Source organism: Propioniciclava sp. (genome assembly GCF_036744435.1).
GTDB lineage: Bacteria > Actinomycetota > Actinomycetes > Propionibacteriales > Propionibacteriaceae > Propioniciclava.
The window spans coordinates 1-26,186 of record NZ_DAIOIA010000003.1 but is presented as its reverse complement, the minus strand read 5'-3'; the positions used below and the strand labels follow the sequence as shown (position 1 = coordinate 26,186).

The window sequence follows — 26,186 nt, the reverse complement described above, 5'->3', positions numbered from 1 at the left end:
TATTGCCGGGCTTGACCCCGGCGCTCCGGGTCAATAACGTCCCCCTTGGTCGGCCCGCTTCACCGCGGACCGATCACCCCCCGAAGTATGACCTCACCCCGCATCACGAAGGAGCCCCCCATGTCCATTCGTTCCCGATTGCTCACCGGCGCCCTGGCCGCCGTCAGCGCCCTCGCGCTGATCACCACGACCGCCCCCAGCGCGAGCGCCGCCACCTACACCGGAGGCAACGGCTCGACGCCGTCGACCTGCGCCGGTTCCTACGTCGGCGGAAAGGTTGCGCGGGACAGCGCGCAGCGCGTCATCCTCCGGTTGGAGGTGTTCTACTCCTCCGCCAAGAGTGGGACCAACTGCGCGATCCTCTACAACAACACCGGCAAGCGGATCCCCATGCAGCTCAAGGTGGAGAGCCGGGACTTCAAGAACTACGCCATCGACACCGGCAACTACGTCTCCTACGCGGGCCGGGTCGCCATCAGCGGCACCGCGAAGAAGTCCATCAACATCTGGGCCGGCGCCACCTACCAGGGGAAGTACTACTCCCTCGACATGCCTGGTTCGTTCGGCAACTGAGCAGCCACACGCACGACACCGCCGGGGTCCGCGACGAATCGCGGGCCCCGGCGGTGCTGTGTCAGCTGAGCGGCCCTCGGCTCACTCGGCGGCCGACGGGTGGGTCATGTCCATCGGCACGACCCAGGCGTCGAACTCGGCCTCCGTGAGCTTGCCGGACCGCAGCGCCGCCTCGCGCAGCGTCGACCCCGTCTTGTTGGCGTCCTTCGCGATCGCCGCGGCGGCGTCGTAGCCGATGTGGCGGTTGAGGGCGGTGACCTGCATCAGGTTGCTGTCCAGGTTGGCCTGGATGCGCTCCAGGTTCGGCTCCAGCCCGGCGATGGCGTGATCGGTGAACGACCGTGCGGCGTCGGCAAGCAGGCGGGTCGACTCCAGCACCGCATGCGCCATGACCGGCTTGAACACGTTGAGCTGGAAGTTGCCCTGGCTCCCGGCGAAGCCGACCGTGGCGTCGTTGCCGAACACCCGGGTGGCAACCATGGTGACCGCTTCGCTCTGGGTCGGGTTGACCTTGCCCGGCATGATCGAGCTGCCCGGCTCGTTCTCGGGGATCCGCAGTTCGCCGATGCCGTTGCGCGGCCCGGAGGCGTACCAGCGGACGTCGTTGGCGATCTTCATCATCGCGCCGGCGAGCAGCCGCAGCGCCGAGCTGACCTCGACCAGGGCATCGTGGGCCGACAGGCTGGCGAACAGGTTGGGCGCCTGCACGAACTCCAGGCCGGTCTCCTCGGAGATCTTCTGGGCGGCGAGCTTGCCGAAATCGGGGTGCGCGTTGAGGCCCGTACCCACGGCGGTGCCGCCGATGGCCAGCTCCCGGACGCCGACCTCGGCGTGGTGAATGTCCTCCAGCGCGAAGTCGATCTGGGCGACCCAGCCGCTGATGACCTGCCCGAGCGTCACCGGGGTGGCGTCCTGGAGGTGGGTCCGGCCCACCATGACGACCTCGGCGAAGTCGTCGGCCTTGGCGGCCAGCGTGTCGCGCAGGTGCGTGATCGCGCCGTAGAGGCGATCGTTCAGCTCGCCCACCACGGCGATGTGCATCGCGGTCGGGAAGGTGTCATTGGAGCTCTGGCCACGGTTGACGTGATCGTTGGGGTGAACCGGCTTCTTCGAGCCACGCTCCCCGCCGGCCAGCTCGATGGCCCGGTTGCTGATGACCTCGTTGGCGTTCATGTTGGACTGGGTGCCGGAACCGGTCTGGAACACGACCAGCGGGAACTGGTCGTCGAGGCGTCCGGCGATCACGTCGTCGGCGGCACGCACGACGTAGTCGGCGATGTCGGCGGGCAGCTCGCCCAGCTCGCCGTTGGCCTGGGCGGCCGCCTTCTTCAGGACGCCGAGCGCCTTGATCATGGGACGGCCCCACACGAAGGTGTCGCGGCCGATGTCGAAGTTGCCCAGGGAGCGCTGCGTCTGCGCACCCCAGTAGGCGTCCTCCGGCACCTCGATCGGCCCCATGCTGTCGGTCTCTACGCGCGTCATCGCTGCTCCTCCTGGGCGTGTTCGCCCTCACGTGCGGGACGGGCAGGGTGCTCGTCCTCGGGATCGTCGAACCGTTGCTCGCTGCCGGCGCCGCCGTCGGAGCGATGCCAGGTCACCACGAAATTCGCCTCGCGCCCGAACCGCACCAGGTGCCGTCCCACCACGTTCTCGAAGCGTTCCACGGCGTCGGGGTCGTCGGTGAGGACGGTCAGCGTCAGAGCCTCGGGAGAGGCCTCCAAGGTGGCGGTGGCCACCTCGAAGTTCACGCTGCCGCGCTGCTCGTCGTCGAGCCACTCACCGCCCAGACGGCGGCCGAGGTGCGAACTCAGTTGTTTGCCGAACCGGGCCGCCCGGTCGGTGGGAACGATGGCGGTGCTACGGATCGTGACCATGCCACCACGCTACCTGCGTGCCACCCTGGGAGTCATGGAACCGGACACGTTCGACCTCATAGTTCTCGGCGGTGGCCCCGTCGGGGAGAACGTCGCGCAGTACGCCACCGACGGCACCGGCTTGCACGCCGCCCTCGTCGACGGCGAACTGTTCGGCGGCGAGTGCTCCTATTACGCCTGCATCCCCAGCAAGGCGCTGCTGCGCCCCCTCAGCGTGCTCGGCTCGGCCACGCACCTGCCGGGCGTGACCGGGACCCGCCTCGACCCGGACGCCCTGCTGGCCCGGCGGAACGCCTGGGTCTCCGGCTACGACGACGCCGGCCAGGTGCGCTGGGCCGAGGACGCGGGCCTGGCGCCGGTCCGTGGCCACGCGACCCTCACCGGTGAGCGCACCGTCCGGGTGGCCGGGCCCGACGGCGTCCGCACGCTGACGGCCCGCCACGCGGTGGTGCTGGCTACCGGGAGCGTCCCGGCGGTGCCTGCGCCCTATCGGGGCCTCGAGGCGTGGACGTCGCGGGACGCCACCGGCGTCGTCGAGGTGCCGGCCCGGCTCGCGATCGTCGGCGGCGGCGTCGTCGCCACCGAGGCAGCCACCTGGATGGCGGCGCTCGGCTCGAAGGTGACCCTCCTGGTGCGCGGGGACCGGCTCCTCCCCCAGCAGGAGCCGTTCGCGTCCGCGCTGGTCGCCGACGGGCTGCGAGCGGCGTCGGTGGAGGTGCGGTTCGGCGTCGAGGCCACGTCGGCGTCCCGGCCGGACGCACGCGCCACGGGACTGGGCCGCGTCCACGGCGGACCGGTCCGCGTGGAGTGGCCGGGCGGTTCGCTGGACGTCGACGAGGTGCTGGTTGCGACGGGACGGATTCCCCGGCTGGGGGACGTCGGCCTGGAGTCGGTCGGCCTGACCGCGGCCGACGTGGTGGCCGGTCGGCTGCCGCCGTGGCTGTTCGCGGTGGGCGACGCGAGCGGAGAAGCGCCGCTGACGCACTGGGGGAAGTATCGGGCGCGGGTGCTGGGCACCGCATTGGCGCACCGCTTCGGGGGTGCCGAGGCGGACGCCCCCACCCCGGAAGTCGTGCCGGTGCCCCAGGTCGTGTTCACCGATCCCCAGGTGGCGGCCGTCGGATTCACGGAGGCCGCGGCGCGGGCGGCCGGGGGCCGGATCGTGACCGCGTCCGTGCCCTGGACGGCCGCCGCCGGGGCGAGCCTGCTGCAGGACGACGCGTCGGGCCGAGCACAGCTCGTCGTGGACGCTGACGCGGGGGTCGTGGTGGGTGCGACCTTCGTGGGCCCGGACGTGGCCGAGCTGGTGCATGCCGCGACCATCGCGATCGTCGGCCGGGTGCCAGTCGACGTGCTGCGGCACGCGGTGCCGTCCTACCCGACCGCCTCGGAGCTGTGGCTGCGGTTATTGGAGGCGTTGCCCCGCGCGCTGCGGGCGGGGTGACCCGCACCGGACGCCGATCCGGGGCGCCCGGCACGGGGGTGACTCAGGCGACGACGATGAGCTTGCCGCGCACGTGCCCCTCGGCGAGCCGCGCGACGGCGGCGGGGAGTTCGTCGAGCGGATAGCGTCCGGCGATCTCCACGCGCAGTTCGCCGGAGGCGACCCGAGCGGCAACGTCGGCGAGGGCACCCGGAGCGGCAGCCGCCCCGCCGGTCGAGATGACGCCCGCGGGCAGGTCTCCACCAGCAGCGATCGCGGTGATGCGCTCGGGAGCGACGCCCAGGGCGAGCGCGGCCTCGACGGTCGCGGTGCCTTGGAGGTCGACCGCGGCGGTCACGGGGCGATCGGTCAGCCCGCGGACCCGGTCGGCGAGGCCGTCGCCGTAGGCCACCGGGAGGGCGCCCAGCCCGGCGAGGAAGTCGTGGTTGGCCGGGGATCCGGTGGCCACGACGGTGGCTCCGGTGGCGGCCGCGAGTTGCACGGCAAGGACGCCGACGCCGCCCGCCGCGCCGCCGATGAGGACGGTGTCCTGGGGGCCGAGCGCGAGCGGGGCCAGCGCGGCCGCGGCGGTGGCGCCCGCGATGGGCAGCGTCGCGGCATCGTCGAGGCTCAGCCCCTCGGGGACGGGGAGGAGGGCGGAGGTCGGGACGACCGTGTAGTCGGCCACCGCGTGACCGCGGGCTCCGCCGAACACTGCGTCGCCGACCGCGAACCCGGTGACGTCGGGGCCGAGGGCGTCGACGATGCCGGAGAAGTCACTGCCGTAGCCACCGGGGATGGTGACGCCGAACATCTCCGCCAGGGCCGGGTAGGCGGCCAGCTTCCAGTCGACGGGGTTGAGCCCGGCTGCGGCGACCTTGACGCGCACCTCGCCGGGGCCCGGCGAGGGCACAGGCGCCTCGACGAGAGAGATCAGTTCAGGGCCGCCGAACGCGGTTTGGATGGCTTCGCGATGCACACTCATGAAGCTTCAACAAAACTGGGGCGCCAGGGTATTCCGGAGCATGTCAGGGGCGTCTGTTCCGGGGGTCGCCCCTGCCCCCGGCACACCACCGCACACGAGCCCGGCGAGCCGAATATTCTTTGCGGCAAAGACTTGCCCCCGGCTGGGCGGAGGGAAAGACTGTTCGGGTGACCAACGCATCCGCAACGCCGCAGATCGCGGCCCAGAACCCGCACTTCCACGACCCGGACTGGTGGCGCAACGCCGTCGTCTACCAGGTGTATCCGCGCTCCTTCGCCGACGCCGACAACAACGGCACCGGGGACGTCCAGGGCATCATCTCCAAGCTTCCCTACCTGGCCGACCTCGGGGTCGACGCCTTGTGGGTCAGCCCCTGGTATCCCTCCCCGCTGCTGGACGGCGGCTACGACGTCGCCGACTACCGCGACATCTCACCCCGCTTCGGGACGCTCGCCGACGCCGACGAGCTCCTCACCACCGCCCACCGCCTCGGCCTGCGCGTGTTCATCGACCTGGTGCCCAACCACTCCTCGTGGGATCACCCGCTGTTCCAGGCCGCCCTCGCTGCCGCCCCCGGCTCCCCCGAACGGGAGCTGTACTACTTCCGCGACGGCCGGGGAGAGAACGGCGACCTGCCGCCCAACAACTGGGGCTCCATGTTCGGCGGTCCCGCCTGGTCGCGGACGACGAACCCCGACGGGACGCCCGGGCAGTGGTATCTCCACATGTTCGACGTCTCGCAGCCGGACTGGAACTGGGACAACCCGGCCGTGCCCGCCCTGTTCGACGATGTGCTGCGGTTCTGGTTCGATCGCGGCGTCGACGGATTCCGGATCGACGTCGCCGACGCGATGGCCAAGGACCCGGCCCTGCCCGACGTGACGCTCAGCCCCTTCACCGGCCACGGCGCCAACGACAAGCACGAGGGCAGCCCGCAATGGGACTACCCGGGCGTCGAGGCGATCCAGCGCCGCTGGCGCGCCGTCGCGCGCGAATACGCCGATTCCGACCTCGGCGAGCGGGTGTTCGTCGCGGAGGCCTACCTCGACCCGATTCAGCGACTCATCGAGTACGTCACCCCCGACCGGCTGCACAGCACGTTCAACTTCGACGCGCTGTTGAGCGAATGGTCGGCCGAGTCGCAACGCGCCGTCATCACCAAGAGCCTGCCCGCGCACGGGGCCGTCGGGGCCCCCACCACATGGGTCCTGGGCAACCACGACACGATCCGGGTCGTCACCCGCTTCGGCAAGCCGGAGACGGGCACCAACTTCGCCCAGAGCGTCGAGGGCGAGGGCTGGGAGGATCCGGCCGAACGCACCATCCGGATGCACCCGATCCCCACCGACGTGGAGCTGGGCCTGCGACGGGCGCGCGCCGCCGCCCTGCTGGAGTTGTCCCTGCCCGGCGGCGCGTACGTCTACCAAGGCGAGGAACTGGGCTTGCCGGAGGTCGAGGACATCCCCGAAGACCTCCTCGACGACCCGACGTGGGAGCGCTCCGGCCGCCGCCTCCGTGGGCGTGACGGCTGCCGCGTCCCGATGCCGTGGTCGGGTCAGGCGTCCCCCTTCGGCTTCGGGACCGACGCGCAGCCGTGGCTGCCCCAGCCCGCAGCCTGGGCCGACCTGACCGCCGAGAAGCAGGCCTCCGACCCGGGCTCGACGCTCAGCCTCTACCGGGCGGCCCTGGCGCTGCGCCGGGCACGCCCCGAGTTCCGCACCGGGGAGCTCTCGTGGCTGGATCTGGGCGCCGACGTGGTGGCGTTCCAACGCGGGGACGCCCTCGCGGTCGTGGTCAACTTCGGTTCCGCGCCGGTATCCCTGCCCGCCGGGGAGGTTCTGCTGACCTCCGCCCCGCTGGTCGAGGGGCTGCTTCCCCTCGACGCGACCACCTGGATCGCCCTCTGATCCTCGCCGTGGCACGCCGCGACCCCGAGCCCGCAACAAGGCTTGGGGTCGCTGCGTTTCGCCGCTAACCTGTTCCAGCTATCCATTCGGGGTCAAGGACGACCACGCAGTCCCAACGTTCTCCGCGGAGGTTCCCCATGTCCCCCACCGACCAGGCGCTGACGTCCCCGTCGGCCTCACCGCCCGACCGACTCGACCAGGCCGACCGGTCGATCATCACGATCCTGCTCATCGCGGCCTTCGTGGTGATCCTCAACGAGACGACGATGAACGTCGCGCTGACCAAGATCATGGCCGACTTCCACGTCACGGAGCGGGCGGCGCAGTGGCTGACCACCGCGTTCATGCTGACGATGGCGGTCATCATCCCGATCACCGGCTGGCTGCTGCAGCGCGTCCCGACGCGAGCGGTGTTCACCCTGGCCATGTCGCTGTTCAGCATCGGCACTCTGGCCGCAGCGCTGGCACCCAACTTCCCGCTGCTGCTCGCTGCCCGCGTCGTGCAGGCCTCCGGTACGGCCGTCATGATGCCCCTGCTGATGACGACCATCATGACGCTCGTCCCGCCCCACCACCGCGGCACCATCATGGGCAACATCTCCCTGGTGATCTCCGTGGCCCCCGCCGTCGGACCCACCCTGTCCGGCCTGCTCCTGCAACTGGGGTCGTGGCGGTTCATCTTCGCGTTCGTCCTGCCGATCGCGCTGCTGATGCTGGTGCTGGGCCGCCGCGGCCTGCGCAACGCATCCGAGACCACCAAGCAGCCCCTCGACCTGGTGTCGATCCCGCTCACCGTCCTCGCGTTCGGTCCCCTGATCTACGGCCTGAGCCTCATCGGCTCCGACGCCCCCTTCTGGGAGCCGCTGCTGGCGATCGGCATCGGCGTGGCTGGGCTGATGGGCTTCGTCGCCCGGCAACTGGTGCTCCAGGGACGCGGCAGCGCGTTCCTGGATCTGCGCACCTTCACCTACTCGACGTTCACCATCGCCTTGCTGATGATGGCGATCGCCATGATGGCCATGTTCGGCTCGATCATCATGCTGCCGCTCCTGCTGCAGAACGTGTACGGGCTCGAGCCGTTGCACGTCGGCCTCATGATGCTGCCCGGTGGCGTCGCCATGGGCCTGCTCGGCCCCCTCGTCGGGCGCCTGTACGACAAGGTGGGGCCGCGTGTCCTGGTCGTCCCGGCCAGCCTGGTCGTGCTGGGCGTGTTCTGGTTCTTCTCGATGCTGACCCCGACCACCCCGTGGTGGGCCGTGATGGTCGCCCACATCGTCATGAGCGTCAGCTTCGCGTTCATCTTCACCCCGCTGTTCACCGTCGCCCTGGGCGTCCTGCCGCCCCGCCTGTACTCGCACGGCTCGGCGATGATCGGCACCATCCAGCAGGTCGCCGGGGCGGCAGGCACCTCCCTGTTCGTCACCGTCTTCGCGATGCAGACCGCGGTGGCCACGTCGGCCGGCCAACCGGACGCCCAGGCCATGCTCACGGGCTCGCACTGGGCGTTCCTGGGCGCGGGGGCCGTCTGGACCGCGGCCGTGGTCACCGGGTTCTTCCTCCGCAAGCCACCCGAGGACGCACCTGAGGACACCGCCGACGGGGGCGCCCCGGCAGCCGTCCCCGACCCGCACGGCCTCGCCTGACCCGCCACCACCGCACCCGGGCCCCTGCCACACGGCGGGGGCCCGGACCTCTTCCCCCTTGCTCCGGGTTTCCCTTGCTCCCGGCCCCACGTCAGGGGGCGAGGGGAACCTCGACGATGCGGACGCCCAGATCGACCGGCGTGAGCTCCGATTGCGTCAACTCGCGCACCACCGGCAGGGCCGCGTCCGGGTCGGCGACGGCCACCGTGAGCCGCACCGTCGCCCCCCAGTCGGCGTCCACGACCTCAAGGCCCCGGTTCAGGAGCGCGCCCTGGACGCGTCCGGCCTCCGCCGGGCTCACATCCAGACCCCACAGGATCCGGCGCTGCGGAACCACCCGCGGGGTGTCGGCCAGCACGGCGGCCACGGCGTCGGAGTACGCCCGCACCAGACCACCGGTGCCCAGCAGAACCCCGCCGAAGTAGCGCGTGACGACGGCGACGACATGGCCCAGCTCGGCGCCTCGCAGCACCTCCAGCATCGGCATCCCCGCCGTCCCGGCAGGTTCCCCATCGTCGGAGCTCCGTTCGATCGGTTGCGCATCGGGCAGGTCGATGATGAACGCCAGGCAGTGATGGCGGGCGTCGGGGAACGTGCCGCGCACCTGAGCCACGACGCCGCGCGCTTGTTCCTCGGAGTCGGCTCGGGCCAGCGTCGCGAGGAAGCGGGAACGCTTCACCTCGATCTCGGTGCGGGCGAAGAAACCCTGCGGTAACCACGAACGCATGTCCGCAGCCTGCCAGACGGTGACAGGATGGATGCCGCTATGACGAATCCCGTGACTGCTCCCGACCCCACCGTCCGCGCCGCCGCTCAGTCCCGCAGCGACGCCCAAGCCAAGCCGCTCGGCGCCCTCGGGCGCCTGGAGGAGCTCGGCTCCTGGCTGGCCGCCTGCCAAGGCGTCAACCCGCCTGCCCCGCTGACCGACGTGCGCGTCGTCGTCTTCGCGGGCGACCACGGCGTTGCCGCCCGCGGTGTCTCCGCCTACCCCACCGCCGTCACCCTCGCCATGGCGCACGGCATCCTGGAGGGCCACGCCGGGATCAGCGCGCTGGCCCGCAGCGTCGGAGCCACGGTGGCGCTCTACGACCTGGGCGTCGACGGGCTGACGGGCGTTCCCGCAGAGGTCACCCGGTTCCACGTGCGCCCGGCGCGTCCCATCAGCGACGAGGACGCCCTCACCGCCGACGAACTCGACGCCGCGCTCGCCGCCGGCGACCAGATCGCCGCCGAAGCGATCGCCGACGGCGCCCAGCTCCTCATCGCCGGGGACCTGGGCATCGGCAACACCACGCCGTCGGCGGCGTTGGTCGCCGCCACGCTCGGCCTGCGCGGTGGCGACGTCGCCGGATCCGGAACGGGCGTCGACGCCGACGGCCTGGCCCGCAAGGCCGCAGCCATCGACGCCGCCCTGGACCGGGTCGGCGCCCGCGCCACCGATCCGCGGCAGCGCCTCGCCGCCCTCGGGTCGGCCGACATCGCCGCCGCGACCGGCTTCATGATCGGCGCGGTGCGGCGCGGCGTCCCCGTCGTCGTGGACGGCCTGATCGCCAGCGCCGAAGCCCTCATGGCGGAGGAACTCGCGCCGGGCGCCTCGGCCTGGATGGTCGCCGGTCACGTCTCCACTGAGCCCGGCTGTGCCTTGGCCCAGCGTCGCCTCGGCCTGACGCCGATCCTCGATCTTGGCCTGCGGCTCGGCGAGGGCACCGGCGCCGTCCTGGCCGTCCCCGTCCTCGAGGCGTCCGGCGCGGCGCTGCGTGAGATCGCCGCCCTGGCGGATCTGTCGTGACCCTGGGCGCGCTGCGGTGCGCCCCCGGCCCGGGGGCGGCGTGGCATTCCTCGCGGCGTCCGGGTGCGGCGGGCGGGGGACGGCCCCATCCCGTTCGCCGTCCTGCGGCATCCCTCGCAGCAGGAGGGTCGCGGTGAACGCGCCGCACGACGAGACCCGTGGGGAGCAGCCCAACGACGGCCCTGACCCGCGCGACGAGACCCGTGGGGAGCAGCGCGACGACGGCCCTGACCCGCGCGACGAGACCGATGACGCGCCCCGCGACGACACCGGAGGTGCGCTGCGCGACGGCGTCCGGCTGGCATGGGGGACGCTCACCGCGATCCCCGGCCCCGCGCCGCTGCGCGTGGACGCCGCCGTCGCCCGCGTCGCGATGGCCGGCGCGTGGCTGGTGGTGCTGCCGCTGACGCTGGCGTGCGCGCTCACCGGCTGGGTCCTCGTGCTGCTCGGCGTCCCGGCGACCGCCGCCGGCTTCCTGACGATCGGAGCGCTGTCGTGGGCGACGCGCGCCATTCACGCCGATGGGCTGGCCGACACCGCCGACGGCATCGGATCGGGGCGTGCCCGCGAGCGCGCCCTGGAGATCATGCGGCTGGGCAACGTGGGGCCGATGGGCGCCGTGACGCTGGTGCTCGTCTACGGCGCTCAGGCGGTGCTGCTGGGGGACCTGCTGACGCGTCCGGCGGGCTGGGCGCTCGCCGGGTTGGCACTGGCCTCCGGGCGGCTCGCGCTGGCTCTGGGGTGCGCTTCGCTGGTGCCCGCCGCCCGCCACGACGGGCTCGGGCAGGCGATGGCCGGCGCGGTCCCGACGTGGCTGCTGGGTGTCACGGTGGCGGTCAACCTCGCGGTGGGCGTCCTCGTCGGCGTCCTGGCTGGCCTCGCCGGTCCGGCTGTGCCCTGGTGGGGCTGGCCGTTGGCCCTCCTGCTCGGCGGCCTGGCCGCTGTCGGCGTCCTGGTACGAGCCCTCCAGCGCCTGGGAGGCATCACGGGCGACGTCCTGGGAGCCCTCGTGGAGGCCGCCACCCTGGGCCTCCTCCTCGCCCTCTCCATGACCTGACCCGCCCGTCCCCACCCAGGACACCCGCCGAAGACTGAACCTGCACCCGCCGAAGACTGAGCCTGCGCCCCTCAACGACTTCCCGCTCTCATCTGTGACCAGACGCCAGTCCTCAACAACGCGAGGCTCAGTCCTCGGCGCCGTGAAACCCAGTCCTCGGCGGGGTGGGGCTCAGTCTTCGGCGGGGTGGGGCTCAGTCCTCGGCGTCAGAGGTGGAGGGTGCGTCAGAGGTGGAGGGTTCGGCCTGCCACGACCAGGATCACGTCGTCGACGCTGCGGGCGACCGCCTGGTTGGTCCACCCGAGTTGGTCGGTGAACAGCCGTCCCGAACGGTGCTCCGGCACCACGCCCCAGCCGACCTCGTTGGTGACGATCACCACAGGACCCGGATGCCCGGCAACGGCATCGGCCAACTCGGCGGTGCGCTCCCCCAGTTCGCGGCGGATCCGGTCCCGCGGGGACTCCCAGCCGACGGCGTCGAGCTGCCGTGTCAGCCACGTGCCCAGGCAGTCCACGAGCACCGGGCCGCGCGTCACCCGCAGGGCGTGCGCGACATCGACGGTCTCCAGGGTCGTCCAGGACGCCGGACGCGAAGCCTGATGCGCGGCCACCCGGGCCGCCCATTCCGGGTCCGCCTGCGGGTCGGCCGGATACCCCGGCGTGACGTAGGTCACCGCCGCCTCGTCGGCGAGCAGCCTCTCGGCATGGCTCGACTTTCCGCTTCGGACGCCTCCGGTCACCAACACGCGCACCCCGGCACCTTACCTGTCGCTAGGCTGAACACGTGCTCCAACCGCACGCCATCACGTTCGTCCGACATGGCCAATGCGTCGGCAACGCCCAGGGCCGCGTCGTCGGCCACTGGGACAGCCCCCTGACGCCGCTGGGCCACACCCAGGCTGCGACGGCCGCCTCGCTGCTCGCCGCCGAGCCCAGGCCGGTCGCCCTCGTCGCCTCGGATCTGCAGCGGGCACGCGTGACCGCCGAGATCATCCAGGACGCCCTCGCCGTGCCCCTGTTCCTGGACGCCGGGCTACGCGAGCAGTTCTTCGGAGACATGGAGGGCCAGCTGTTCTCCGAGTTGACGAGCAGCAGCGCCGGCGGGACCGGACACATCAACGAGATCCGCTGGGGCAACGGCGAATCGGTCGCGGACCTGTACGGCCGCCTCGCCGAGACGCTTCCCCGACTCATGCAGGCTCACCCCGGACGCCTCGTGCTGGTCACCCACGGGCACGTCATCCAGGTGGCGATGGCGATGCTGCGTGGCAAGGGACCCCGCGACGTCGACTGGTTCGAACTCCCCAACGGGGGGATCGTCCACGCTCCCCCGCAGGCCCGTCCGGCCGGGGACGCCGCACCGTCCTCCTGATCGAGAGGCCGGCACCCGAGTTCCCCGCCCCGCCCAGATTGCCGCGGGGGCGGTGTCAGCCCCGAGGGACGCCTCCTGCGGCGGACGCCGGGACGGGCCGGTCCTCAAAGCTCCGGACGAACACCGGGACGGCCTCGCTGGAGGCCTGCGCATCGAAGCGGTAGCCGAGTGCGTCGAAGGCGCTGAGCCGGGAGCGCGAGCGCACCCGTGCGCGCACGATCCACGCCGCCATCGCACCGCGGGCGCGTTTGGCGTAGAAGGACACGATGCTGCGGCGTCCGCGGGCGTCGGTGTCCAGGAACCGCGGGCTGACGATCGGGACGCCCAACTCGCGCGGGCGGACCACCTTGGCGTACTCGTCGGAGGCCAGATTGACCAGCACATCCGCCCCCGGCGAGGCCGCCAGGTCCTCGCTGAGCAGACGGGTCGGTGTCCCGGCCCAGAAGTCGTACAGGGAGGAACCGCGCGCGGTGCGCAGTCGGGTGCCCATCTCGAGCCGATAGGGCTGCATGAGGTCCAGCGGACGCAGGACGCCGTACAGCCCGGACAGGATCCGTAGGGTCTTCTGCGCCTCGGTGTAGTCGCGGGTGGTGAAGCTGGCAGGGGCGTCGAGCCCCTGGTAAACGTCTCCGTCGAACGCGAGGATCGCCTGCCGGGCGTTGGCTCGGGTGAACGGCACCGCGAAGTCGGCGTAGCGCTGCGCGTTGAGGGCGGCGAGTTCGTCCGAGATGTGCATCAGTCCGGCGACGTCAGAGACGCTGAGTCTGCGCAGGTCGGCGATGAGTTCCTGGGAGTCCGAAAGCAGCCGGGGTTCGGTGAACGCGCGTGTCGCCGGCGTGGAGGTGAAGTCCAGCGATTTGGCCGGGGACAGGATGGTGATCACGATGCGAGCCTAGGGCACGACGCGCGCGGTCAGTCGGCGTCGCGCGGCCAGGCGTTGGGCAGGCAGCCGCCCAGATCGATCCCCTGCTGCATCATCACGGGAGCGTTGGCGCCGGGTTTGGGGCAGGTGGCCACGCCTTGGCCGAGGAAGCTGCCGACCTCGTGGTTGACGAGGTAGGCGCGGTAGGCGCCCAGATCGTCGTACGTGGGCGTCATGAACCGCCAGCGGTCGGAGTTGAGCACGACCCGCTTCTCGTCGCTGCAGTTCCAGGCGAAGCCGACGTCGGTGGGTTTGCACAGCTCGTGGGTGGTCGACGGGGACGTGAGATAGACGGTCAGGTCGGCGGCGGCCTCGTCCGTGACGAGAGTGAAGTTGCGTTTGCCGTAGCCAGCCCAGCCGCGTGGGTCGTCGAGGATGCGCTGGATCTCGGCGGCGGCCTCGTCGGGGGCGACCTGGGTGGTGTCCTCCACCTTCACCACGTACCGGACGGTGTGGGGCGCGGGGAGGGCAGGTTCGGCGGCGATGGTGTTAAGCAGGTACACCCCGGACGCCCGGGTGTCGGACGTCCATACCTGCTGTCGGGCGATCGGCGGGATCGACGGGGAGGGGGAGACGGTGGTGCCGCCCCCGGCCGGGGACGCCTGCCCCGCTCCGGACCGGTTGACGGCCCAGAACCCACCGAGGGTCAACGCGAGCACGAGCAGGAGGAAGACGGGCCACCAGCCCGACCGCCCCGCCTGGGCGTCTCGATCACCTGCTGCCCCCATGTCGGCCACCCTAGGTCATGGCGGTGACGATCGCCGGGCGCGGCCACGCCCGCACGATCACACTGCGGGTGGCCAGTCGCCGCGGGTCACCTCGGCGAGTTGCTCGACCGACACGTCGATCGGGTTCCATTCGGCCTCGACCTGGCCGTTCGCCATCACGAGGAGCCGGTCGCTCAGCAGGTGAAGTTCTGCCTCGTCAGAGGCCAGCAGGAGGACGCCGACGCCGCGGCCGGTCACCTCGTCGAGAAGGGCGGTGAACTCTTCGCGCGCGGACAGGTCCATGCCCCGCGTGGGTTCGATGAGGATGAGCAGGCGGGAGTGTTCGGCGGCGAGTTCCCGCAGCTGCCGCCAGCGTCGCTGGCCGACGGAAAGGGCGGGCCGGTTGAACAGCTTGCTGGCGTGAGCGTCCGCCTCGCGGAAGGCCAGCAGGATCGCCGCGGTGTCCTCCACGTTGGCGTCGTAGTCCTCCTCCGACGGATCGTCGAGCATCATCAGGTTCCGGGCGAAGTAGGTGTCGCTGCCCTGATCGGCCGCGCCCGCCAGGACGCCGAGCCGCAACCGGGAGGCGTCCCTCGGGGACGCGATGGTGACCTGCTCCCCGCCCAGCGCGATGCTGCCCACGACGCGGGGAGCGTCCCCGGTGAGCGCGTGGATCAGCGTGTCGACGCCGGAGTCCCGCGCCCCGCACAGCCCCAGCACCTCGCCCTCGTGGAGATCGAAGGAGACCGGCAGGGCGCCCCCCGCGTCCAGGCCGGTGACCGACAGGAGGTTCTTCTTGCTGACCTGGGCGTTGCGCGGGCGCAGTTCCACGACGCGCCCGAACATGGCCTCGCTGAGGGACTCCGGCGTCGCGGTCAGCGAACTGACCACCTCGACGACCAAGCCGTCCCGCATGACGGCGACGCGGTCGCACAGCTCCAGGGCTTCCTCGAGGCGGTGGGTGATGAACAGGATTGATCGATGCCCTCCGGTGGCCCGCCTGGCCGCGAAGCGGAGATCTTCGGTCTCGCGCGCGTTGAAGGTGGTGCTGACCTCATCGATGATCATGAGCCGGCGCGGGTCGGCGAGCAGGCGCACCACCTCGACGAGGCGGCGGTCGGACTCCTGCAGGTCGCCGAGTCGATCCTCGGGGTCCAAGGCGATGCCTGCCTCGATGAGGGCCCGGCGGGCGGCCGCCTGGACTTCGGCGTCGGGCAGGTGCTGCACCTCGGACTGGCGAAACAGTGCCTCGGCGACGCTCATGGTCGGGTCGAGCCGCAGTTGCTGCTCGATGATGCTGACCTGCCACGGCTCCAGGGGCGTCCCCGCGTACTGGGCGACGCCTGCGTCGGCCTGCAGCGTCCCGGCCAGGACGGCGGCCAGGGTGGACTTGCCGACACCGTTACGGCCGACCAGTCCCATGATCTCGCCGGGGCGCAGTTCCAGGTCGACCCCGCGCAGCACGTCCACCGCGCCGAAGGATTTCGTGATGCCTTCGATGCCGATCGGATAGTCGGCCTCGTCCACCAATACCGTTGTCATGGCTGTTCACCGTCGTCGAGAAGGGTTCGCTGTTCGCTGAGGGTGTGTCGGAGCGAGCCGACTTCGTGGGCGCTGGTCTGCAGGTCGTCCAGGGCGCGCCGGAGGGCGGACTGCAGATCGGCGTTGTCGCGTTGGAGTTGCTCGATGCGCTGCTCGAGGTGCGGGACGGTCGCGTCCCAGGCGCTCACGGCGCCTCCCTCCAGCCGCGCCAACTCCCGCTCCATGGCGAGGAGTTGGCGTTTCAGGTCCGCGATCTCGGCGGGTTCATCGGGAAGGGTTCCGGCCGGCGAGGGCTGATTCTGGTTCTGGCCGGGCTCAGGGGACGACGGCTCCGCGGCCTCCGTCGCGGCGACGGTCTCGACCGGCTCAGCGGCGTCGGCGGGGCCTGGGGTGTCCTCGGCCGGGACGGCGTCGGCTTCCTCGGGATCGCTCCCCGGGAGCGCCTCTTCCTCGGGATCGCTCCCCGGGAGCGCCTCTTCCTCGGGATCGCTCCCCGGGGACGCCTCGTCGTCGGGGCCCTGCGGCGACGTGACCTCGTCGGGGTCCGCGTCGGGGTCCCGGTGGTCTGCGGCCTCGTCATCGGGCTCGGGGTCGGGGTCGGGCACGCCCTCGGGGACCTCCGCGTCGTCACCGACCGACGCCTCCGCGGCCCAGTCGTCCTCGGCTGCGGCTGCGACCGGAGCGGCGGGAACGGGATGCTCCACGAACCAGGCCTCCGGGTCGGAGTTGTCCCGCAACTGGCCCGGGCCAGGCTCGGCTGCGGGCACATCGGCGCGTCGCGGGGACGCGTCCGCAGCGTCATCGCCTTTGACGTCCTGATCGGCGAGCGGGTCCTCCGGGGAAGGATCCAGGGAGGGTGCCAGCACGATCGGCTCTTCGGCGAACCATGATTCCGGCTCGTCCGAGCGATAGCCGGGAACGGGCCGCTCGTCGGCCGCGGCCTCCCGGAGGGGTTCCTCCGGCGCCGAGGACGGATCGGGTGCGTCCGTGGCGGGCGTGACTTTCGGCCAGGAAGCAACGCCGACCGCCTCCTCGGGGAGGGAAGCGTCCTCGTCGAGCGCCGAGTGCGCGAGCACCGTGGTGTCGTCGGTGACGGGCGCCTGCGTCGCGCGGGGCTGCGTGAACGGAGCCCAGGTCACCGTGGGCTCACCCAGCGAGTGATCCGCGCGTGCGGGCTCCTGCGCCCGCTCCGCGGTCGGGATCTGGGGGTCGGACTCGGTCTCGGACGTCCACGGGGCGGGTGCGTCCCCGACGGTCGCCTCCACGCTCGGCGCCGGCGAGTCGAGGGGTTCCGCGACCGGCTCGTGCGGGGGCGTCCACGAGGCGGTGGTCTCGGGGCGGGACGCGGTGACCGGCGTCCAGGGCGCCGGGGCCTCCTGATGAGCGGAGGGGGACTCTGCGAGGCGCGCAGCCGCTGCGGGGGTGGCCTCGACGGCGCCCGGCGTGGCACGGGACGTGGAGCGCGAGCGGCGCGATCCGATCAACCATCCGAGCAGCCCTGCGCACAGGGCCGCGATGGCCACCACGATCGCGACCTGCCCCCACACGATCCCGAGAGCGTCCAGCATCACTCCGTCTCCATCCAACTCAGCCGTTGTCCGAGGACAAGGTGACGCTCACGCGTCGGTTCTGCGCCCGGCCCTCGGCCGACGCATTCGAGGCCACGGGCTGACGATCCGCCTGGCTCGTCGTGGTGATCCGCGACGCGGCGATGCCGCGCTGCTCCAGGGCCTGGGCCACCGCGTCGGCGCGCTCCTGGCCGAGCATGACACGCACGCTCTGGGTGCGTCCGCTGTCGGTGTGCCCGGTCAGCGTGACCCGGGCGTCGGGACGCGACCGCAGAATCTGGGCGAGGGCGTCCACTTCGGCCACCGCGGAGGCGGGCAGCCGGGCACTCGACCCCGGGAACATGATCGCGTTCACGCTCGGCAACGGGCCCGACGGGGTCGGCGTCGGCGTCGGTGTCGCGGTCGGCCGCGCCGTGGCCGTGGCCGTGGACGGCGTCGGGGTCGCCGTGGGGCTGGAGACGGGCTGGGGCACCAGCGTCACCGAACCCAGCCCGGGAACGCCGTCCAGGGTCGCCCGGGCGCGCTCCAAAGTTGCCTCGTCGGCACCGCTGAGCGTGACGTCACGGCCCACGACCTCGACGTAGGCGCTGATCGACGCCGACGCGAGCCTATTCGTGGCTTCGCCCTGGACCGACGAACGAATACCCCCGGCGACCCACGCGGTTCCGGGAACGAGCGCGGCGACTAGGCCAATCGTGGCGAACAGAGCAGTGCTCTTCCTTGCAATTCCGGACATGTCCGATACCTCCCCCCGGCCGGTATACTATCAACAGCCGTACAGCTACTGTTCCTCATGGATGGGCCAGCAACCCTCAGGCCTCACGTGACACCAAGGTGCGTGATCGACGAGACGCTGGCAACATGGACGCTGAACAACAGTGTTTTCCCATCATCACGGCACTACTTCACGAAGCGGGGGGCTTCTTTACCATGTCTGTAGCGCAGCACCAAGCCAGCAAATCCATGGAATTGCAACGCATCATCTCTGCCATGCATCGCGCGATTCCCGAACTGCACGGCGTCATGATCGCCTCGGTCGACGGCCTGGCCGTCGCACACGATTTTCCCGACGCCGAGGCCGAGCGGGTGGCGGCCATGTCCGCCACCGCCCTGGGCCTGGGCAAGCGGATCACCGAACGCACCAACCTGGGCGGTCTCGCCGAGGCCGTGATCCGCGGCGACAACGGCTACCTCGTCGTCTACGCCGCGGGCAAGGACGCGGTGCTGGTCCTGTCGGGTCCGATCGACTCCAACCTCGGCCTCATGCGCCTGGAGGCGCGCGTCGCCGCCGTCGACATCAAGCAGATCCTCGGGCAGGCCTGACGATGGATCCCATGCGGGAGATCGCCCGCCAGGCGATCGATCAGACGCCGCCTGCCATCCGGGTGTCACCGGAGCAGGCGGCGGTCATCGCCGCTCACGCCGACGAACTGCTCGCCTTGGGGCCGGAGATCGTGCAGGCGTTCTACGACACCTTGTTCGCCCATGAGCCGACCGCGGAGGTGTTCGCCGAGGGCGAGCGACCCATGCGGGAGCAGACGCTGGTGGACTGGTGGACGCGCACCGTCCGCGGCCCCATCGACGACAACTACTGGTCCTGGATGGCCATGGTGGGGCTGATCCACGTGATCCGTCGCGTCACCAACCCGATGATGCTTGCCATGGCGGAGTTCGTGGCCGACTTCGTCGCTCAGAACCAGGGCCGCCTAGGGCTACCCCCGGAGGAGGCCCACAAGGTCGCCGAGGCGTTCCGTCGTGTCGCAGGAATGACCGGATCGGTCATCACCTGGGGCTACGACCACGCCGTCAGTTCGGCGCTGTTCGAGGTCGCCGGAATGCCCGAGGCGTTGTTGGCCCGACTGCGTGACGCCGAGATCAAGGACGCCCTCGTCGGCGCCCGCGAAGAAGTCGGCAACTGACTCATCACATCACTCCGACGGCGGATTCCTGACGGAATTCGCCGTCGTGTGCGTGCGGGAGTCTTTCCCTTTCCTCCAGGTCACCCGTCTCACATCACCCGCTCCCCGAAGGAAATCTCCTTCGGCAGCAAAACCCCTAGTAAAGGCTCCACGAGACTTCTCCCACGGGGAGAATTCCGCGCATTTGTCTCAGGACGGATCCGGCCACGTGAGCCATCGGCCGGCCCCCGCGTGACGCTGGCGTGGCTGGGGTTCTCGCGCACGTTCCTCCGGGGATCCGACGGTGCGCTCCCCGTCGGGATCGGGGAAACGAGCCAAGTGATCGGGTCTGCTTCACTAGGCTGACCCCATGAAGTTCTGCTTCCTGGGCGCCGGAGCCCTGGGGACCTATGTCGGCGGCTCCCTCGCCGCGGCGGGGCACGAGGTGGGCTTCATCGAGCAGCCGGGCCCGGCCGAGGCGATCGCCGAACGGGGCCTGAGCATCACGACGGGTACGGGGACGCGCCGGGTACGAGACGTGCGCCTGTTCACCGAGCCCGGGGCTGCCCTCGCGGCCACGCGCTGGGACGTCCTGGTGTTCGCGCTGAAGTCGTTCGACACCGCGGCCGCCCTGGAGGAACTGTCCGGCACCGGGGTCCGGATCCCGACGGTGCTGTCGCTGCAGAACGGCGTCGACAACGAGCCTCTGATCGCGACGGCGCTCGGCGTCGACCGGGTGATCGCGGGGGCAGTCGCCACGGCCATCGCGAAACCGGGGCTGGGTGAGGTCGTGGAGGAGACGCATCGCGGCATCGGCATCGCCGCGGGCCACCCGCTGTCCGACCAGGTCGTCGCGGCGCTGGACGACGCCGGGCTGGGCGCACGTTCCTACCCGCAGGCCGGTCCGATGAAGTGGTCGAAGCTCATCACCAACCTGCAGGGCAACGCCGCCTCCGCGATCCTCGATCTGCCGGTGCGGGCGATCTATGCCGACCGCCGGCTGTTTGCCCTGGAGATCGCCGCGTTGCGGGAGACGGTGGCCGTCATGTCCGCCCTCGGGTTCGCTCCGGTCGATCTGCCCTCGACGCCCGTCCGCGCGTTGGCGTTCGGCGCTCGCCGCGCCCCGCGCGTGATCCTGCAGCCGGTGCTGACGCGGTTGTTGGGCGACAGCCGCGGGGACAAGATGCCGAGTTTCCACATCGACCTGCACGGGGGACGCGGCCGCACCGAGGTCGACTACATCAACGGAGCGGTCGTCCGCCATGGGGAGAGGCTGGGCGTCCCCACGCCGGTGAACCGCGTGCTGACCAGCACCCTCGACGCGCTCTCCTCGGGCGAGCGCGACCTGGAGGCCTTCCGGCACCGCCCCGAGGCGCTGCTGTCGCTGCTGCGCGCGGGGACGGCCCAGCCCTCGGTCTGAGGACGAGCCGGTGCGCTGCGGGCCGCGGGAGTGGCTGTTCCCTAGAATCGGGGCATGCGCGAGATTCCCGATGGCAGCGATCCGGTCGAACTGGCGAACTGGCTGTTCGACCTCGCCCGGGAGGGCGACAGCGCACGCCTGGCCGCCTACGTTGACGCGGGCGCCCCGGTCGATCTGACCGATGCCGACGGCAACACGCTGCTGATGCTGGCCGCCTATCACGATCACCCCGAGACGGTGGCCGCGCTGGCCACGAGGGGTGCCGACGTGGACGCCCTCAACCATCGGGGCCAGTCCCCGTTGGCCGGGGCCGTGTTCAAGCAGGCCGACGCCGTGATCGCAGCTCTGCTGGCGGCGGGTGCCGACCCCGATGCCGGGATGCCGACCGCCCGCGCGACGGCCGCCATGTTCGGGCGTCCGGACCTGTTCGGCTGATGAGGCCGCTGGCGCTGTACGACCCTGACTGCGGGTTCTGCGCCCGTTGGATCGGACTCGTGCGACACCACGTCCCGGGGGTCGCGGTGGCGCCGCTGACCGCCGTCGACCTCGCTGCCCTCCGCGTGGACGGGGTGCGTGCCGAGCAGGAGATGCCGCTGATCCGCCCCGATGGCGGCGTCGTCTACGGCCACGAGGCCTGGGCTGGCATCCTGCTCGCCGGGCCGGCCCCCGCACGCTGGGCCGGAGCCCTGCTGGGATCACGCGCGCTCCGGCGTCCGGCCGCGGCGACCTACGCCTGGATCGCCCGGCACCGGCATCGCCTCCCGGGAGGGACGCCCGCCTGCTCGCTCGACTCCTGACGCGTCCCGCCCGCTCAGTGGACAAGCCCGCCGGGTTCACTTGAACGGTCAACATTACGTAGACTCGGGCCATGTTGGACCTGCCGCTGCATCCGCTCGTCGTCCACCTCGCGGTCGTCGCGCTGCCCGTCGGGGCGCTGGCCGTGATCGCGACCGTCCTGTGGCCGCGCGTCCGCAGCCGCTACGGGACCCTCGCCCTGGCCACTCTCAGCGTGGGGGCTCTGGCAGCCATCGCCGCCAAGGTCACCGGCGAGCAGCTGGCCACCCAGGTGCGCCGGCCTGAGTCCCACGCCTCGTTCGGGGACGCCCTCACCATCGTCGCGCTCGCCACCGCCGCCCTGGCCTGGGCCTGGTGGTGGCTCGAGCGCCGCCGGGACGCCGCCCCGCCCGGCAGCCCGGCGCTGCCCGCGATGGCGTCGGGCGCGCTGACCCTCACGGCCTGCGTCGCCGTCGTAGGGCTGACGGTCGCGACCGGGCACACCGGCGCGACCGCGGTGTGGGGAGCCGGCGCACCCGCGACGACCACGGCGCCCGGCACCTCGGCGGCCCCCACCTACACGCTGGCCGACGTGGCCCAGCACAACACGGCCGCACACTGCTGGGCCGCCGTCGACGGCCGGGTCTATGACCTCACCGACTGGATCGGGCAGCATCCCGGCGGGCAGCAGCGCATCATTGCCCTGTGCGGCACGGACGCCACCGTCGCGTTCTCCACCCAGCACGGGGGGCAGGCGCGACCGGCCAGCCAGCTCGCGCCCCTGCAGATCGGCGTCCTGGCCCCGTGACCCGGCACGGGGCGAGAGCTCCGCGAGACGAGGGGCTCCGCATCACGGCGACGGGATCCACGCTCGCCGCGTAGTTGCTCCCCGCCTCGCGAGCTACCACTTCCCGGCGGCGGAGCCAGGCCCCAACCGCGAGGCGCTCGGCTACTGACGCCGCACCCCGATTGGGTAGCCTTCGCCCATGACCGATTCCCCGTCCGGAGCCAGCGACTTCATCCGCGACATCGTCCGCGCCGACACCGCACAGGGCGTCTACGGGGGGCGCGTCCAGACCCGCTTCCCCCCGGAACCGAACGGCTACCTCCACATCGGTCACCTGAAGGCCATCACGGTCGACTTCGGCGTCGCAGAGGACTTCGACGGCACCACGGTCCTGCGTCTGGACGACACCAACCCTGACGCCGAGGACGCCGAGTACGTCGAGTCGATCGTCGACGACATCGAATGGCTCGGCTTCCACCCTGTCTCGGTATGCCACGCCTCGGACTACTTCGGCGAGTTGTACGACTGGGCCGAACTCCTCGTGGGCCAGGGGCTGGCCTACGTCGACGATCAGGACGCCGAGACCATGTCGGCGACCCGCGGCAGCTTTGGCGTCCCCGGAGTCGACTCCCCGTTCCGGGAGCGTTCGCCGGAGGAGAACCTCGACCTGCTCCGCCGGATGCGGGCCGGTGAGTTCCCCGACGGCTCGCGCGTCCTGCGGGCGAAGATCGACATGGCCCACGAGAACATGCAGATGCGCGACCCGGTCATGTACCGGATCCGGCACGCGCATCACCACAACACCGGCGACGCTTGGCCGATCTACCCCACCTACGACTGGGCGCACGGCCAGTCGGACGCCATCGAGGGCACCACCCATTCGCTGTGCACCCTGGAGTTCGAGTCCCACCGGCCGCTGTACGAGTGGTTCCTGAACCAGCTCCCGCTCACGTCGGCGGCGCCGAAGCAGCGCGAGTTCGCCCGGCTGGAGCTGACGCACACGATCACCTCCAAGCGGCGCCTGCGCAAGCTGGTCGAGGAAGGCGTCGTCGACGGCTGGGACGATCCGCGCATGCCCACGCTGCGCGGCCTGCGCCGCCGCGGCTACCCCGCCACCGCCTTGCGCGCCTTCTGCGACGCCATCGGCATCACCAAGACCAACTCCCGCAAAGCGATCGAGGAGCTCGAAAGCTACGTGCGCCGCGACCTGGATCGCTCCTCTCGGCGTCGGATGGCCGTGCTGCACCCGCTCAAGCTGGTGCTGACCAACTGGCCCACCGACGAGGCTGGCGACCCCGTCGTGGAGTACTTCGACCTGGCCAACAACCCCAAGGACCCCGACGACGGGACGCGTCCGGTCGCGTTCTCCGGGCAGCTGTGGATCGAGGCGGAGGACTTCGCCGAGGTGCCGCCCCCGAAGTACTTCCGGCTCTCCCCCGGACGCGAGGTGCGGCTGCGGGGCGCGTACTTCGTCACCGCCACCGACGTGGTCAAGGACCTCGACGGGCGCGTCGTCCAGGTGAATGCCACCTACGATCCGGCGACCCGTGGCGGCGATTCCCCCGATGGCCGCAAGGTGAAGTCGACCATGCACTGGGTGTCTGCGCCGCACGCGTGGGATGCCACCGTGAACCTGTACGACCGGCTGTTCACCACGGATGTACCCGGTGCCGAGACGGGCGAGCCGCTGGATGACCTCAACCCGGCGAGCCGCGAAGCGCTGCGCGGGGCGAAGCTCGAGGCCGCACTGGCCGACGTCTCCCCCGGCGAGGTCCTCCAGTTCGAGCGCCTGGGATACTTCGCGGCCGATCCGGAGCTGCCGGGCCTTTTCCACCGCACGGTGGGCCTGCGCGACGAGTGGGCCGCCGTCCAGAAGCGCGGCTGACAAGGCATGATCATCGACGCCGGGGAAGGCGCACGGATGCGTGACGTAACCTCCGCGGCGGAGTAAACTCCAGGATTGTGGCGTTCTTGAATCCCGTGCGCGCCCGCGCCGGCATCTCGCTGTTCTTCTTCACCAACGGGCTGATGATGGCAGGGCTGCTGCCGCGCTACCCCGAGATCAAGGCGTCCTTCGACCTGTCCAATACGGCCTTCGGACTCATGGTCGCGATCAGCCCGCTGGCCGCCATGCTCGCCTCGGCCCTGCCCGCGCCGCTGATTCGCCGGTTCGGCGCCCAGGCCGTGTCGCTGGGCGGCACCGTCGTCATGGCGCTGGCCGTCTCGTTGGCTGGCTTCGCGCCGGTATTCACCGTGTTCGCGATCGCCATCGCCATCGCCGGGTTCACCGACTCGATCGTGGACGCCGCCCAGAACGTCCACGGCGTCGCCGTCGAGGACGCGTACCGACGCACCATCATCAACTCCCTGCACGCCCTGTGGAGCCTGGGGGCGACCCTGGGCGGCCTCATCGGCGCCTTCGCCGCCGCGGCGCACGTCCCGCTGGGGATCCACCTCTCCGGCGTCGCAGCCTTCACGGTGCTGCTGGCCGCCGTGGCCACCTGGCTGGGACGCCTGCCCGCTGGCACGTCCGCGCACCTCCCCGACGACCAGCCCGCGCCTCCCACCAAGCTCCCCCCGGGAGCCTGGGCCGCCATTGTGCCGCTGGCCGTCCTGGCCATCGCGGGGGCGCTCGTCGAAGACATCGGTTTCAACTGGTCGGCGGTCTATCTGGTGCAGACGGTCGGCGCGACGGCAGGCGTTGCGGGCTTCGGGTACACGATCATGCTGGCCGCTCAGTTCGTGGGCCGCGTCCTGGGCGACCCGGCCACCGATCGCTGGGGCCGGGTCAACGTGATCCGGGCGGGGGGCATCCTCATCGCCGTCGGCGGTGTCCTCGTGGTGGCCGCACCTGGACTGGCCGCGGTCATGCTCGGCTACGCCCTGGCCGGGTTCGGCTGCGCGACGATCATCCCCGCCGCCTACGCGGCTGCCGGACGCCTCCCCGGCCTGCCCGAAGGCACCGGGATCACCCTGGTGAGCTGGCTGCTGCGGGTGGGGTTCCTGGCCTGCTCCCCCATCGTCGGAGCCGTCAGCGACCTCACCAGCCTTCAGGTCAGCCTCACGCTGCTCATCCTCGCCGGGGTCGCTGTGATCGCCCTCGCGCCCGTCGTGCGCGGGCGTCGCCCCCGCGCCACCACTGCCTGACGCGCTCCGCACATTCCACTCAACCTCACGTGGATGCGCGTTGCCTGCGGCCATCGCCTACGGTGGGTCTCGTGCCCACGACACCTGCAACCTTGGCAGCGACCGCGCTCGGCCTCGACTTCGAGGCCACCCAGCATGACGGCCCGATCCGTTCGCTGGCCGAGGCGGCCGCCGCGCGGGGCATCGACCCCCACGACCTGGTCAAGACCCTCGTGGTGCGGCGGGGTACCGACGACTACCTCTTCCTGCTGGTTCCCGGAGACGGCACGTTCAGTTGGCGTAAGTTGCGCGCCCTGCTGGGGGTGTCGCGGCTGTCGCTGCCCGACGCCGACACGGCCCGCGACGTCACCGGATACGTGCGCGGCACGATCACCCCGCTGGGCGCGACCACCGCCTGGCCGGTGATCGCGGACGCGAGCATCGTCGGGCGCCGCATCTCGGTGGGCGGCGGTGCCGCGGGGGTGGGCATCACCGTGGAAGCCGACGCGCTCATCGAGGCTCTCCACGCCGATGTCGCCGACCTCATGGACTGAAAACACCTTCCGTCGTTGCTGTTTCGGCTCGTACCCGCGGCGCTGTGGAATGCGCCAGATTTCCCGGCGGAATCTGGCGGGGCCTTTCGCGTGGCCAGCAGATCGGCGCGTGAATCTGCCTGGGTGCGCGGGGTTTCGCGATGCGCGGCCCCAACAAAAATGGCGTGCGATGGTGAGTCCCATGCGGGTCGAAGTGATGGAGTGAACGCGCCGGAGGAGACAATTGTCGGTCGCGCACCTTAATGTCTGACCCAAGCGCCGACGC

General features: G+C 71.3%; 26 protein-coding genes. 16 read left to right on the top strand and 10 right to left on the bottom strand.

Going from position 1 to position 26,186, the window contains the following annotated elements:
- The first annotated feature begins 120 nt into the window (after nt 1–120).
- A complete protein-coding gene (locus V7E09_RS00865; RefSeq protein ID WP_324511483.1) occupies nt 121–573 on the top strand; it encodes a hypothetical protein in 453 nt (150 codons plus the stop codon).
- An 81-nt stretch (nt 574–654) separates the two neighbouring features.
- Here the strand turns inward: V7E09_RS00865 and fumC are convergent, their stop codons facing one another.
- Entirely contained in the window at nt 655–2,055 is a 1,401-nt protein-coding gene (fumC, locus tag V7E09_RS00860) for a class II fumarate hydratase (RefSeq protein ID WP_324522912.1), read from the bottom strand.
- Entirely contained in the window at nt 2,052–2,447 is a 396-nt protein-coding gene (locus V7E09_RS00855) for a DUF2218 domain-containing protein (protein WP_324512288.1), read from the bottom strand. Before V7E09_RS00855 ends, fumC begins: the two co-directional genes overlap by 4 nt.
- Here V7E09_RS00855 and V7E09_RS00850 point away from each other — a divergent pair.
- Complete coding sequence (locus V7E09_RS00850) at nt 2,446–3,891, top strand: dihydrolipoyl dehydrogenase family protein (RefSeq protein WP_324522911.1); 1,446 nt, start codon at nt 2,446–2,448, stop codon at nt 3,889–3,891. The genes V7E09_RS00855 and V7E09_RS00850 overlap by 2 nt on opposite strands.
- Before the next feature lie 43 nt (nt 3,892–3,934).
- Here V7E09_RS00850 and V7E09_RS00845 read toward each other — a convergent pair whose 3' ends face one another.
- On the bottom strand, nt 3,935–4,855 hold the full coding sequence (locus V7E09_RS00845; RefSeq protein WP_324512286.1) for an NADP-dependent oxidoreductase: 921 nt from the start codon (nt 4,853–4,855) through the stop codon (nt 3,935–3,937).
- Between the two features lie 167 nt (nt 4,856–5,022).
- Here V7E09_RS00845 and V7E09_RS00840 point away from each other — a divergent pair, with 167 nt between their 5' ends.
- Nucleotides 5,023–6,762, top strand: a complete 1,740-nt coding sequence (locus tag V7E09_RS00840) for a glycoside hydrolase family 13 protein (RefSeq protein ID WP_324522910.1) — start codon at nt 5,023–5,025, stop codon at nt 6,760–6,762.
- Nucleotides 6,763–6,899: 137 nt separating this feature from the next.
- Nucleotides 6,900–8,405 carry an MDR family MFS transporter gene (locus V7E09_RS00835; RefSeq protein WP_324512284.1) on the top strand — a complete coding sequence of 502 codons (1,506 nt, stop codon included), beginning with the start codon at nt 6,900–6,902 and terminating at the stop codon, nt 8,403–8,405.
- 91 nt (nt 8,406–8,496) lie between these two features.
- Here V7E09_RS00835 and V7E09_RS00830 read toward each other — a convergent pair whose 3' ends face one another.
- The gene (locus V7E09_RS00830) at nt 8,497–9,132 is read right to left on the bottom strand and encodes an IMPACT family protein (protein WP_324512283.1); all 636 of its coding nucleotides are present in this window, start codon (nt 9,130–9,132) and stop codon (nt 8,497–8,499) included.
- Nucleotides 9,133–9,171: 39 nt separating this feature from the next.
- Here V7E09_RS00830 and cobT point away from each other — a divergent pair, with 39 nt between their 5' ends.
- Together cobT and V7E09_RS00820 are read left to right on the top strand one after the other, a co-directional pair.
- Nucleotides 9,172–10,194 carry a nicotinate-nucleotide--dimethylbenzimidazole phosphoribosyltransferase gene (cobT, locus tag V7E09_RS00825; RefSeq protein ID WP_324512282.1) on the top strand — a complete coding sequence of 341 codons (1,023 nt, stop codon included), beginning with the start codon at nt 9,172–9,174 and terminating at the stop codon, nt 10,192–10,194.
- A gap of 133 nt (nt 10,195–10,327) precedes the next feature.
- Nucleotides 10,328–11,251 (top strand): adenosylcobinamide-GDP ribazoletransferase, encoded by a 924-nt coding sequence (locus tag V7E09_RS00820; RefSeq protein WP_324522909.1) that lies wholly within the window; start codon nt 10,328–10,330, stop codon nt 11,249–11,251.
- 224 nt (nt 11,252–11,475) lie between these two features.
- Here the strand turns inward: V7E09_RS00820 and V7E09_RS00815 are convergent, their stop codons facing one another.
- Entirely contained in the window at nt 11,476–12,003 is a 528-nt protein-coding gene (locus V7E09_RS00815) for a bifunctional adenosylcobinamide kinase/adenosylcobinamide-phosphate guanylyltransferase (RefSeq protein ID WP_324510663.1), read from the bottom strand.
- A gap of 32 nt (nt 12,004–12,035) precedes the next feature.
- Here V7E09_RS00815 and V7E09_RS00810 point away from each other — a divergent pair, with 32 nt between their 5' ends.
- Nucleotides 12,036–12,623 carry a histidine phosphatase family protein gene (locus V7E09_RS00810; RefSeq protein ID WP_324510664.1) on the top strand — a complete coding sequence of 196 codons (588 nt, stop codon included), beginning with the start codon at nt 12,036–12,038 and terminating at the stop codon, nt 12,621–12,623.
- A 55-nt stretch (nt 12,624–12,678) separates the two neighbouring features.
- Here the strand turns inward: V7E09_RS00810 and yaaA are convergent, their stop codons facing one another.
- From yaaA to V7E09_RS00785, 5 genes are read right to left on the bottom strand one after another with little or no spacing between them, the layout of a single operon-like run.
- Complete coding sequence (gene yaaA / locus V7E09_RS00805) at nt 12,679–13,506, bottom strand: peroxide stress protein YaaA (RefSeq protein WP_324510665.1); 828 nt, start codon at nt 13,504–13,506, stop codon at nt 12,679–12,681.
- 29 nt (nt 13,507–13,535) lie between these two features.
- Nucleotides 13,536–14,273, bottom strand: a complete 738-nt coding sequence (locus V7E09_RS00800; RefSeq protein WP_324510666.1) for a DUF3152 domain-containing protein — start codon at nt 14,271–14,273, stop codon at nt 13,536–13,538.
- A 57-nt stretch (nt 14,274–14,330) separates the two neighbouring features.
- The gene (locus V7E09_RS00795; protein ID WP_324510667.1) at nt 14,331–15,794 is read right to left on the bottom strand and encodes an ATP-binding cassette domain-containing protein; all 1,464 of its coding nucleotides are present in this window, start codon (nt 15,792–15,794) and stop codon (nt 14,331–14,333) included.
- Entirely contained in the window at nt 15,791–17,362 is a 1,572-nt protein-coding gene (locus V7E09_RS00790) for a hypothetical protein (protein ID WP_324510668.1), read from the bottom strand. The genes V7E09_RS00795 and V7E09_RS00790 overlap by 4 nt, the downstream gene beginning before the upstream one ends.
- Nucleotides 17,363–17,381: 19 nt before the next feature.
- Entirely contained in the window at nt 17,382–18,098 is a 717-nt protein-coding gene (locus V7E09_RS00785) for an OmpA family protein (protein ID WP_324510669.1), read from the bottom strand.
- A gap of 254 nt (nt 18,099–18,352) precedes the next feature.
- Here V7E09_RS00785 and V7E09_RS00780 point away from each other — a divergent pair, with 254 nt between their 5' ends.
- The 9 genes from V7E09_RS00780 to V7E09_RS00740 all read left to right on the top strand — a co-directional run bounded on the left by V7E09_RS00780 (nt 18,353) and on the right by V7E09_RS00740 (nt 25,921).
- Nucleotides 18,353–18,685, top strand: coding sequence for a roadblock/LC7 domain-containing protein (locus V7E09_RS00780; RefSeq protein ID WP_324510670.1), 333 nt, complete (start codon nt 18,353–18,355; stop codon nt 18,683–18,685).
- Between the two features lie 11 nt (nt 18,686–18,696).
- Nucleotides 18,697–19,281 (top strand): protoglobin domain-containing protein, encoded by a 585-nt coding sequence (locus tag V7E09_RS00775; RefSeq protein ID WP_324510671.1) that lies wholly within the window; start codon nt 18,697–18,699, stop codon nt 19,279–19,281.
- Between the two features lie 349 nt (nt 19,282–19,630).
- The gene (locus tag V7E09_RS00770; protein WP_324510672.1) at nt 19,631–20,680 is read left to right on the top strand and encodes a ketopantoate reductase family protein; all 1,050 of its coding nucleotides are present in this window, start codon (nt 19,631–19,633) and stop codon (nt 20,678–20,680) included.
- Between the two features lie 54 nt (nt 20,681–20,734).
- Nucleotides 20,735–21,115 (top strand): ankyrin repeat domain-containing protein, encoded by a 381-nt coding sequence (locus tag V7E09_RS00765; protein ID WP_324510673.1) that lies wholly within the window; start codon nt 20,735–20,737, stop codon nt 21,113–21,115.
- Nucleotides 21,115–21,477 carry a thiol-disulfide oxidoreductase DCC family protein gene (locus V7E09_RS00760; protein ID WP_324510674.1) on the top strand — a complete coding sequence of 121 codons (363 nt, stop codon included), beginning with the start codon at nt 21,115–21,117 and terminating at the stop codon, nt 21,475–21,477. Before V7E09_RS00765 ends, V7E09_RS00760 begins: the two co-directional genes overlap by 1 nt.
- Before the next feature lie 71 nt (nt 21,478–21,548).
- Nucleotides 21,549–22,262 carry a cytochrome b5-like heme/steroid binding domain-containing protein gene (locus V7E09_RS00755; protein ID WP_324510675.1) on the top strand — a complete coding sequence of 238 codons (714 nt, stop codon included), beginning with the start codon at nt 21,549–21,551 and terminating at the stop codon, nt 22,260–22,262.
- Nucleotides 22,263–22,440: 178 nt separating this feature from the next.
- On the top strand, nt 22,441–24,126 hold the full coding sequence (locus V7E09_RS00750) for a glutamine--tRNA ligase/YqeY domain fusion protein (protein ID WP_324510676.1): 1,686 nt from the start codon (nt 22,441–22,443) through the stop codon (nt 24,124–24,126).
- A 95-nt stretch (nt 24,127–24,221) separates the two neighbouring features.
- Nucleotides 24,222–25,388, top strand: a complete 1,167-nt coding sequence (locus tag V7E09_RS00745; protein WP_324510717.1) for an MFS transporter — start codon at nt 24,222–24,224, stop codon at nt 25,386–25,388.
- 71 nt (nt 25,389–25,459) lie between these two features.
- Complete coding sequence (locus V7E09_RS00740) at nt 25,460–25,921, top strand: aminoacyl-tRNA deacylase (protein WP_324522908.1); 462 nt, start codon at nt 25,460–25,462, stop codon at nt 25,919–25,921.
- Nucleotides 25,922–26,186 lie beyond the last annotated feature (265 nt).

What these genes read in the sequence shown, in the direction of transcription:
- V7E09_RS00800 (WP_324510666.1), bottom strand. Translation starts at nt 14,273, where the DNA reads ATGGGGGCAGCAGGTGATCGAGACGCCCAGGCGGGGCGGTCGGGCTGG.
- V7E09_RS00750 (WP_324510676.1), top strand. Translation starts at nt 22,441, where the DNA reads ATGACCGATTCCCCGTCCGGAGCCAGCGACTTCATCCGCGACATCGTC.
- fumC (WP_324522912.1), bottom strand. Translation starts at nt 2,055, where the DNA reads ATGACGCGCGTAGAGACCGACAGCATGGGGCCGATCGAGGTGCCGGAG.
- V7E09_RS00790 (WP_324510668.1), bottom strand. Translation starts at nt 17,362, where the DNA reads ATGCTGGACGCTCTCGGGATCGTGTGGGGGCAGGTCGCGATCGTGGTG.
- V7E09_RS00830 (WP_324512283.1), bottom strand. Translation starts at nt 9,132, where the DNA reads ATGCGTTCGTGGTTACCGCAGGGTTTCTTCGCCCGCACCGAGATCGAG.
- V7E09_RS00845 (WP_324512286.1), bottom strand. Translation starts at nt 4,855, where the DNA reads ATGAGTGTGCATCGCGAAGCCATCCAAACCGCGTTCGGCGGCCCTGAA.
- V7E09_RS00795 (WP_324510667.1), bottom strand. Translation starts at nt 15,794, where the DNA reads ATGACAACGGTATTGGTGGACGAGGCCGACTATCCGATCGGCATCGAA.
- V7E09_RS00865 (WP_324511483.1), top strand. Translation starts at nt 121, where the DNA reads ATGTCCATTCGTTCCCGATTGCTCACCGGCGCCCTGGCCGCCGTCAGC.
- V7E09_RS00775 (WP_324510671.1), top strand. Translation starts at nt 18,697, where the DNA reads ATGCGGGAGATCGCCCGCCAGGCGATCGATCAGACGCCGCCTGCCATC.
- cobT (WP_324512282.1), top strand. Translation starts at nt 9,172, where the DNA reads ATGACGAATCCCGTGACTGCTCCCGACCCCACCGTCCGCGCCGCCGCT.
- V7E09_RS00780 (WP_324510670.1), top strand. Translation starts at nt 18,353, where the DNA reads ATGCATCGCGCGATTCCCGAACTGCACGGCGTCATGATCGCCTCGGTC.
- V7E09_RS00770 (WP_324510672.1), top strand. Translation starts at nt 19,631, where the DNA reads ATGAAGTTCTGCTTCCTGGGCGCCGGAGCCCTGGGGACCTATGTCGGC.
- V7E09_RS00760 (WP_324510674.1), top strand. Translation starts at nt 21,115, where the DNA reads ATGAGGCCGCTGGCGCTGTACGACCCTGACTGCGGGTTCTGCGCCCGT.
- V7E09_RS00755 (WP_324510675.1), top strand. Translation starts at nt 21,549, where the DNA reads ATGTTGGACCTGCCGCTGCATCCGCTCGTCGTCCACCTCGCGGTCGTC.
- V7E09_RS00835 (WP_324512284.1), top strand. Translation starts at nt 6,900, where the DNA reads ATGTCCCCCACCGACCAGGCGCTGACGTCCCCGTCGGCCTCACCGCCC.
- V7E09_RS00850 (WP_324522911.1), top strand. Translation starts at nt 2,446, where the DNA reads ATGCCACCACGCTACCTGCGTGCCACCCTGGGAGTCATGGAACCGGAC.
- V7E09_RS00765 (WP_324510673.1), top strand. Translation starts at nt 20,735, where the DNA reads ATGCGCGAGATTCCCGATGGCAGCGATCCGGTCGAACTGGCGAACTGG.
- V7E09_RS00855 (WP_324512288.1), bottom strand. Translation starts at nt 2,447, where the DNA reads ATGGTCACGATCCGTAGCACCGCCATCGTTCCCACCGACCGGGCGGCC.
- V7E09_RS00785 (WP_324510669.1), bottom strand. Translation starts at nt 18,098, where the DNA reads ATGTCCGGAATTGCAAGGAAGAGCACTGCTCTGTTCGCCACGATTGGC.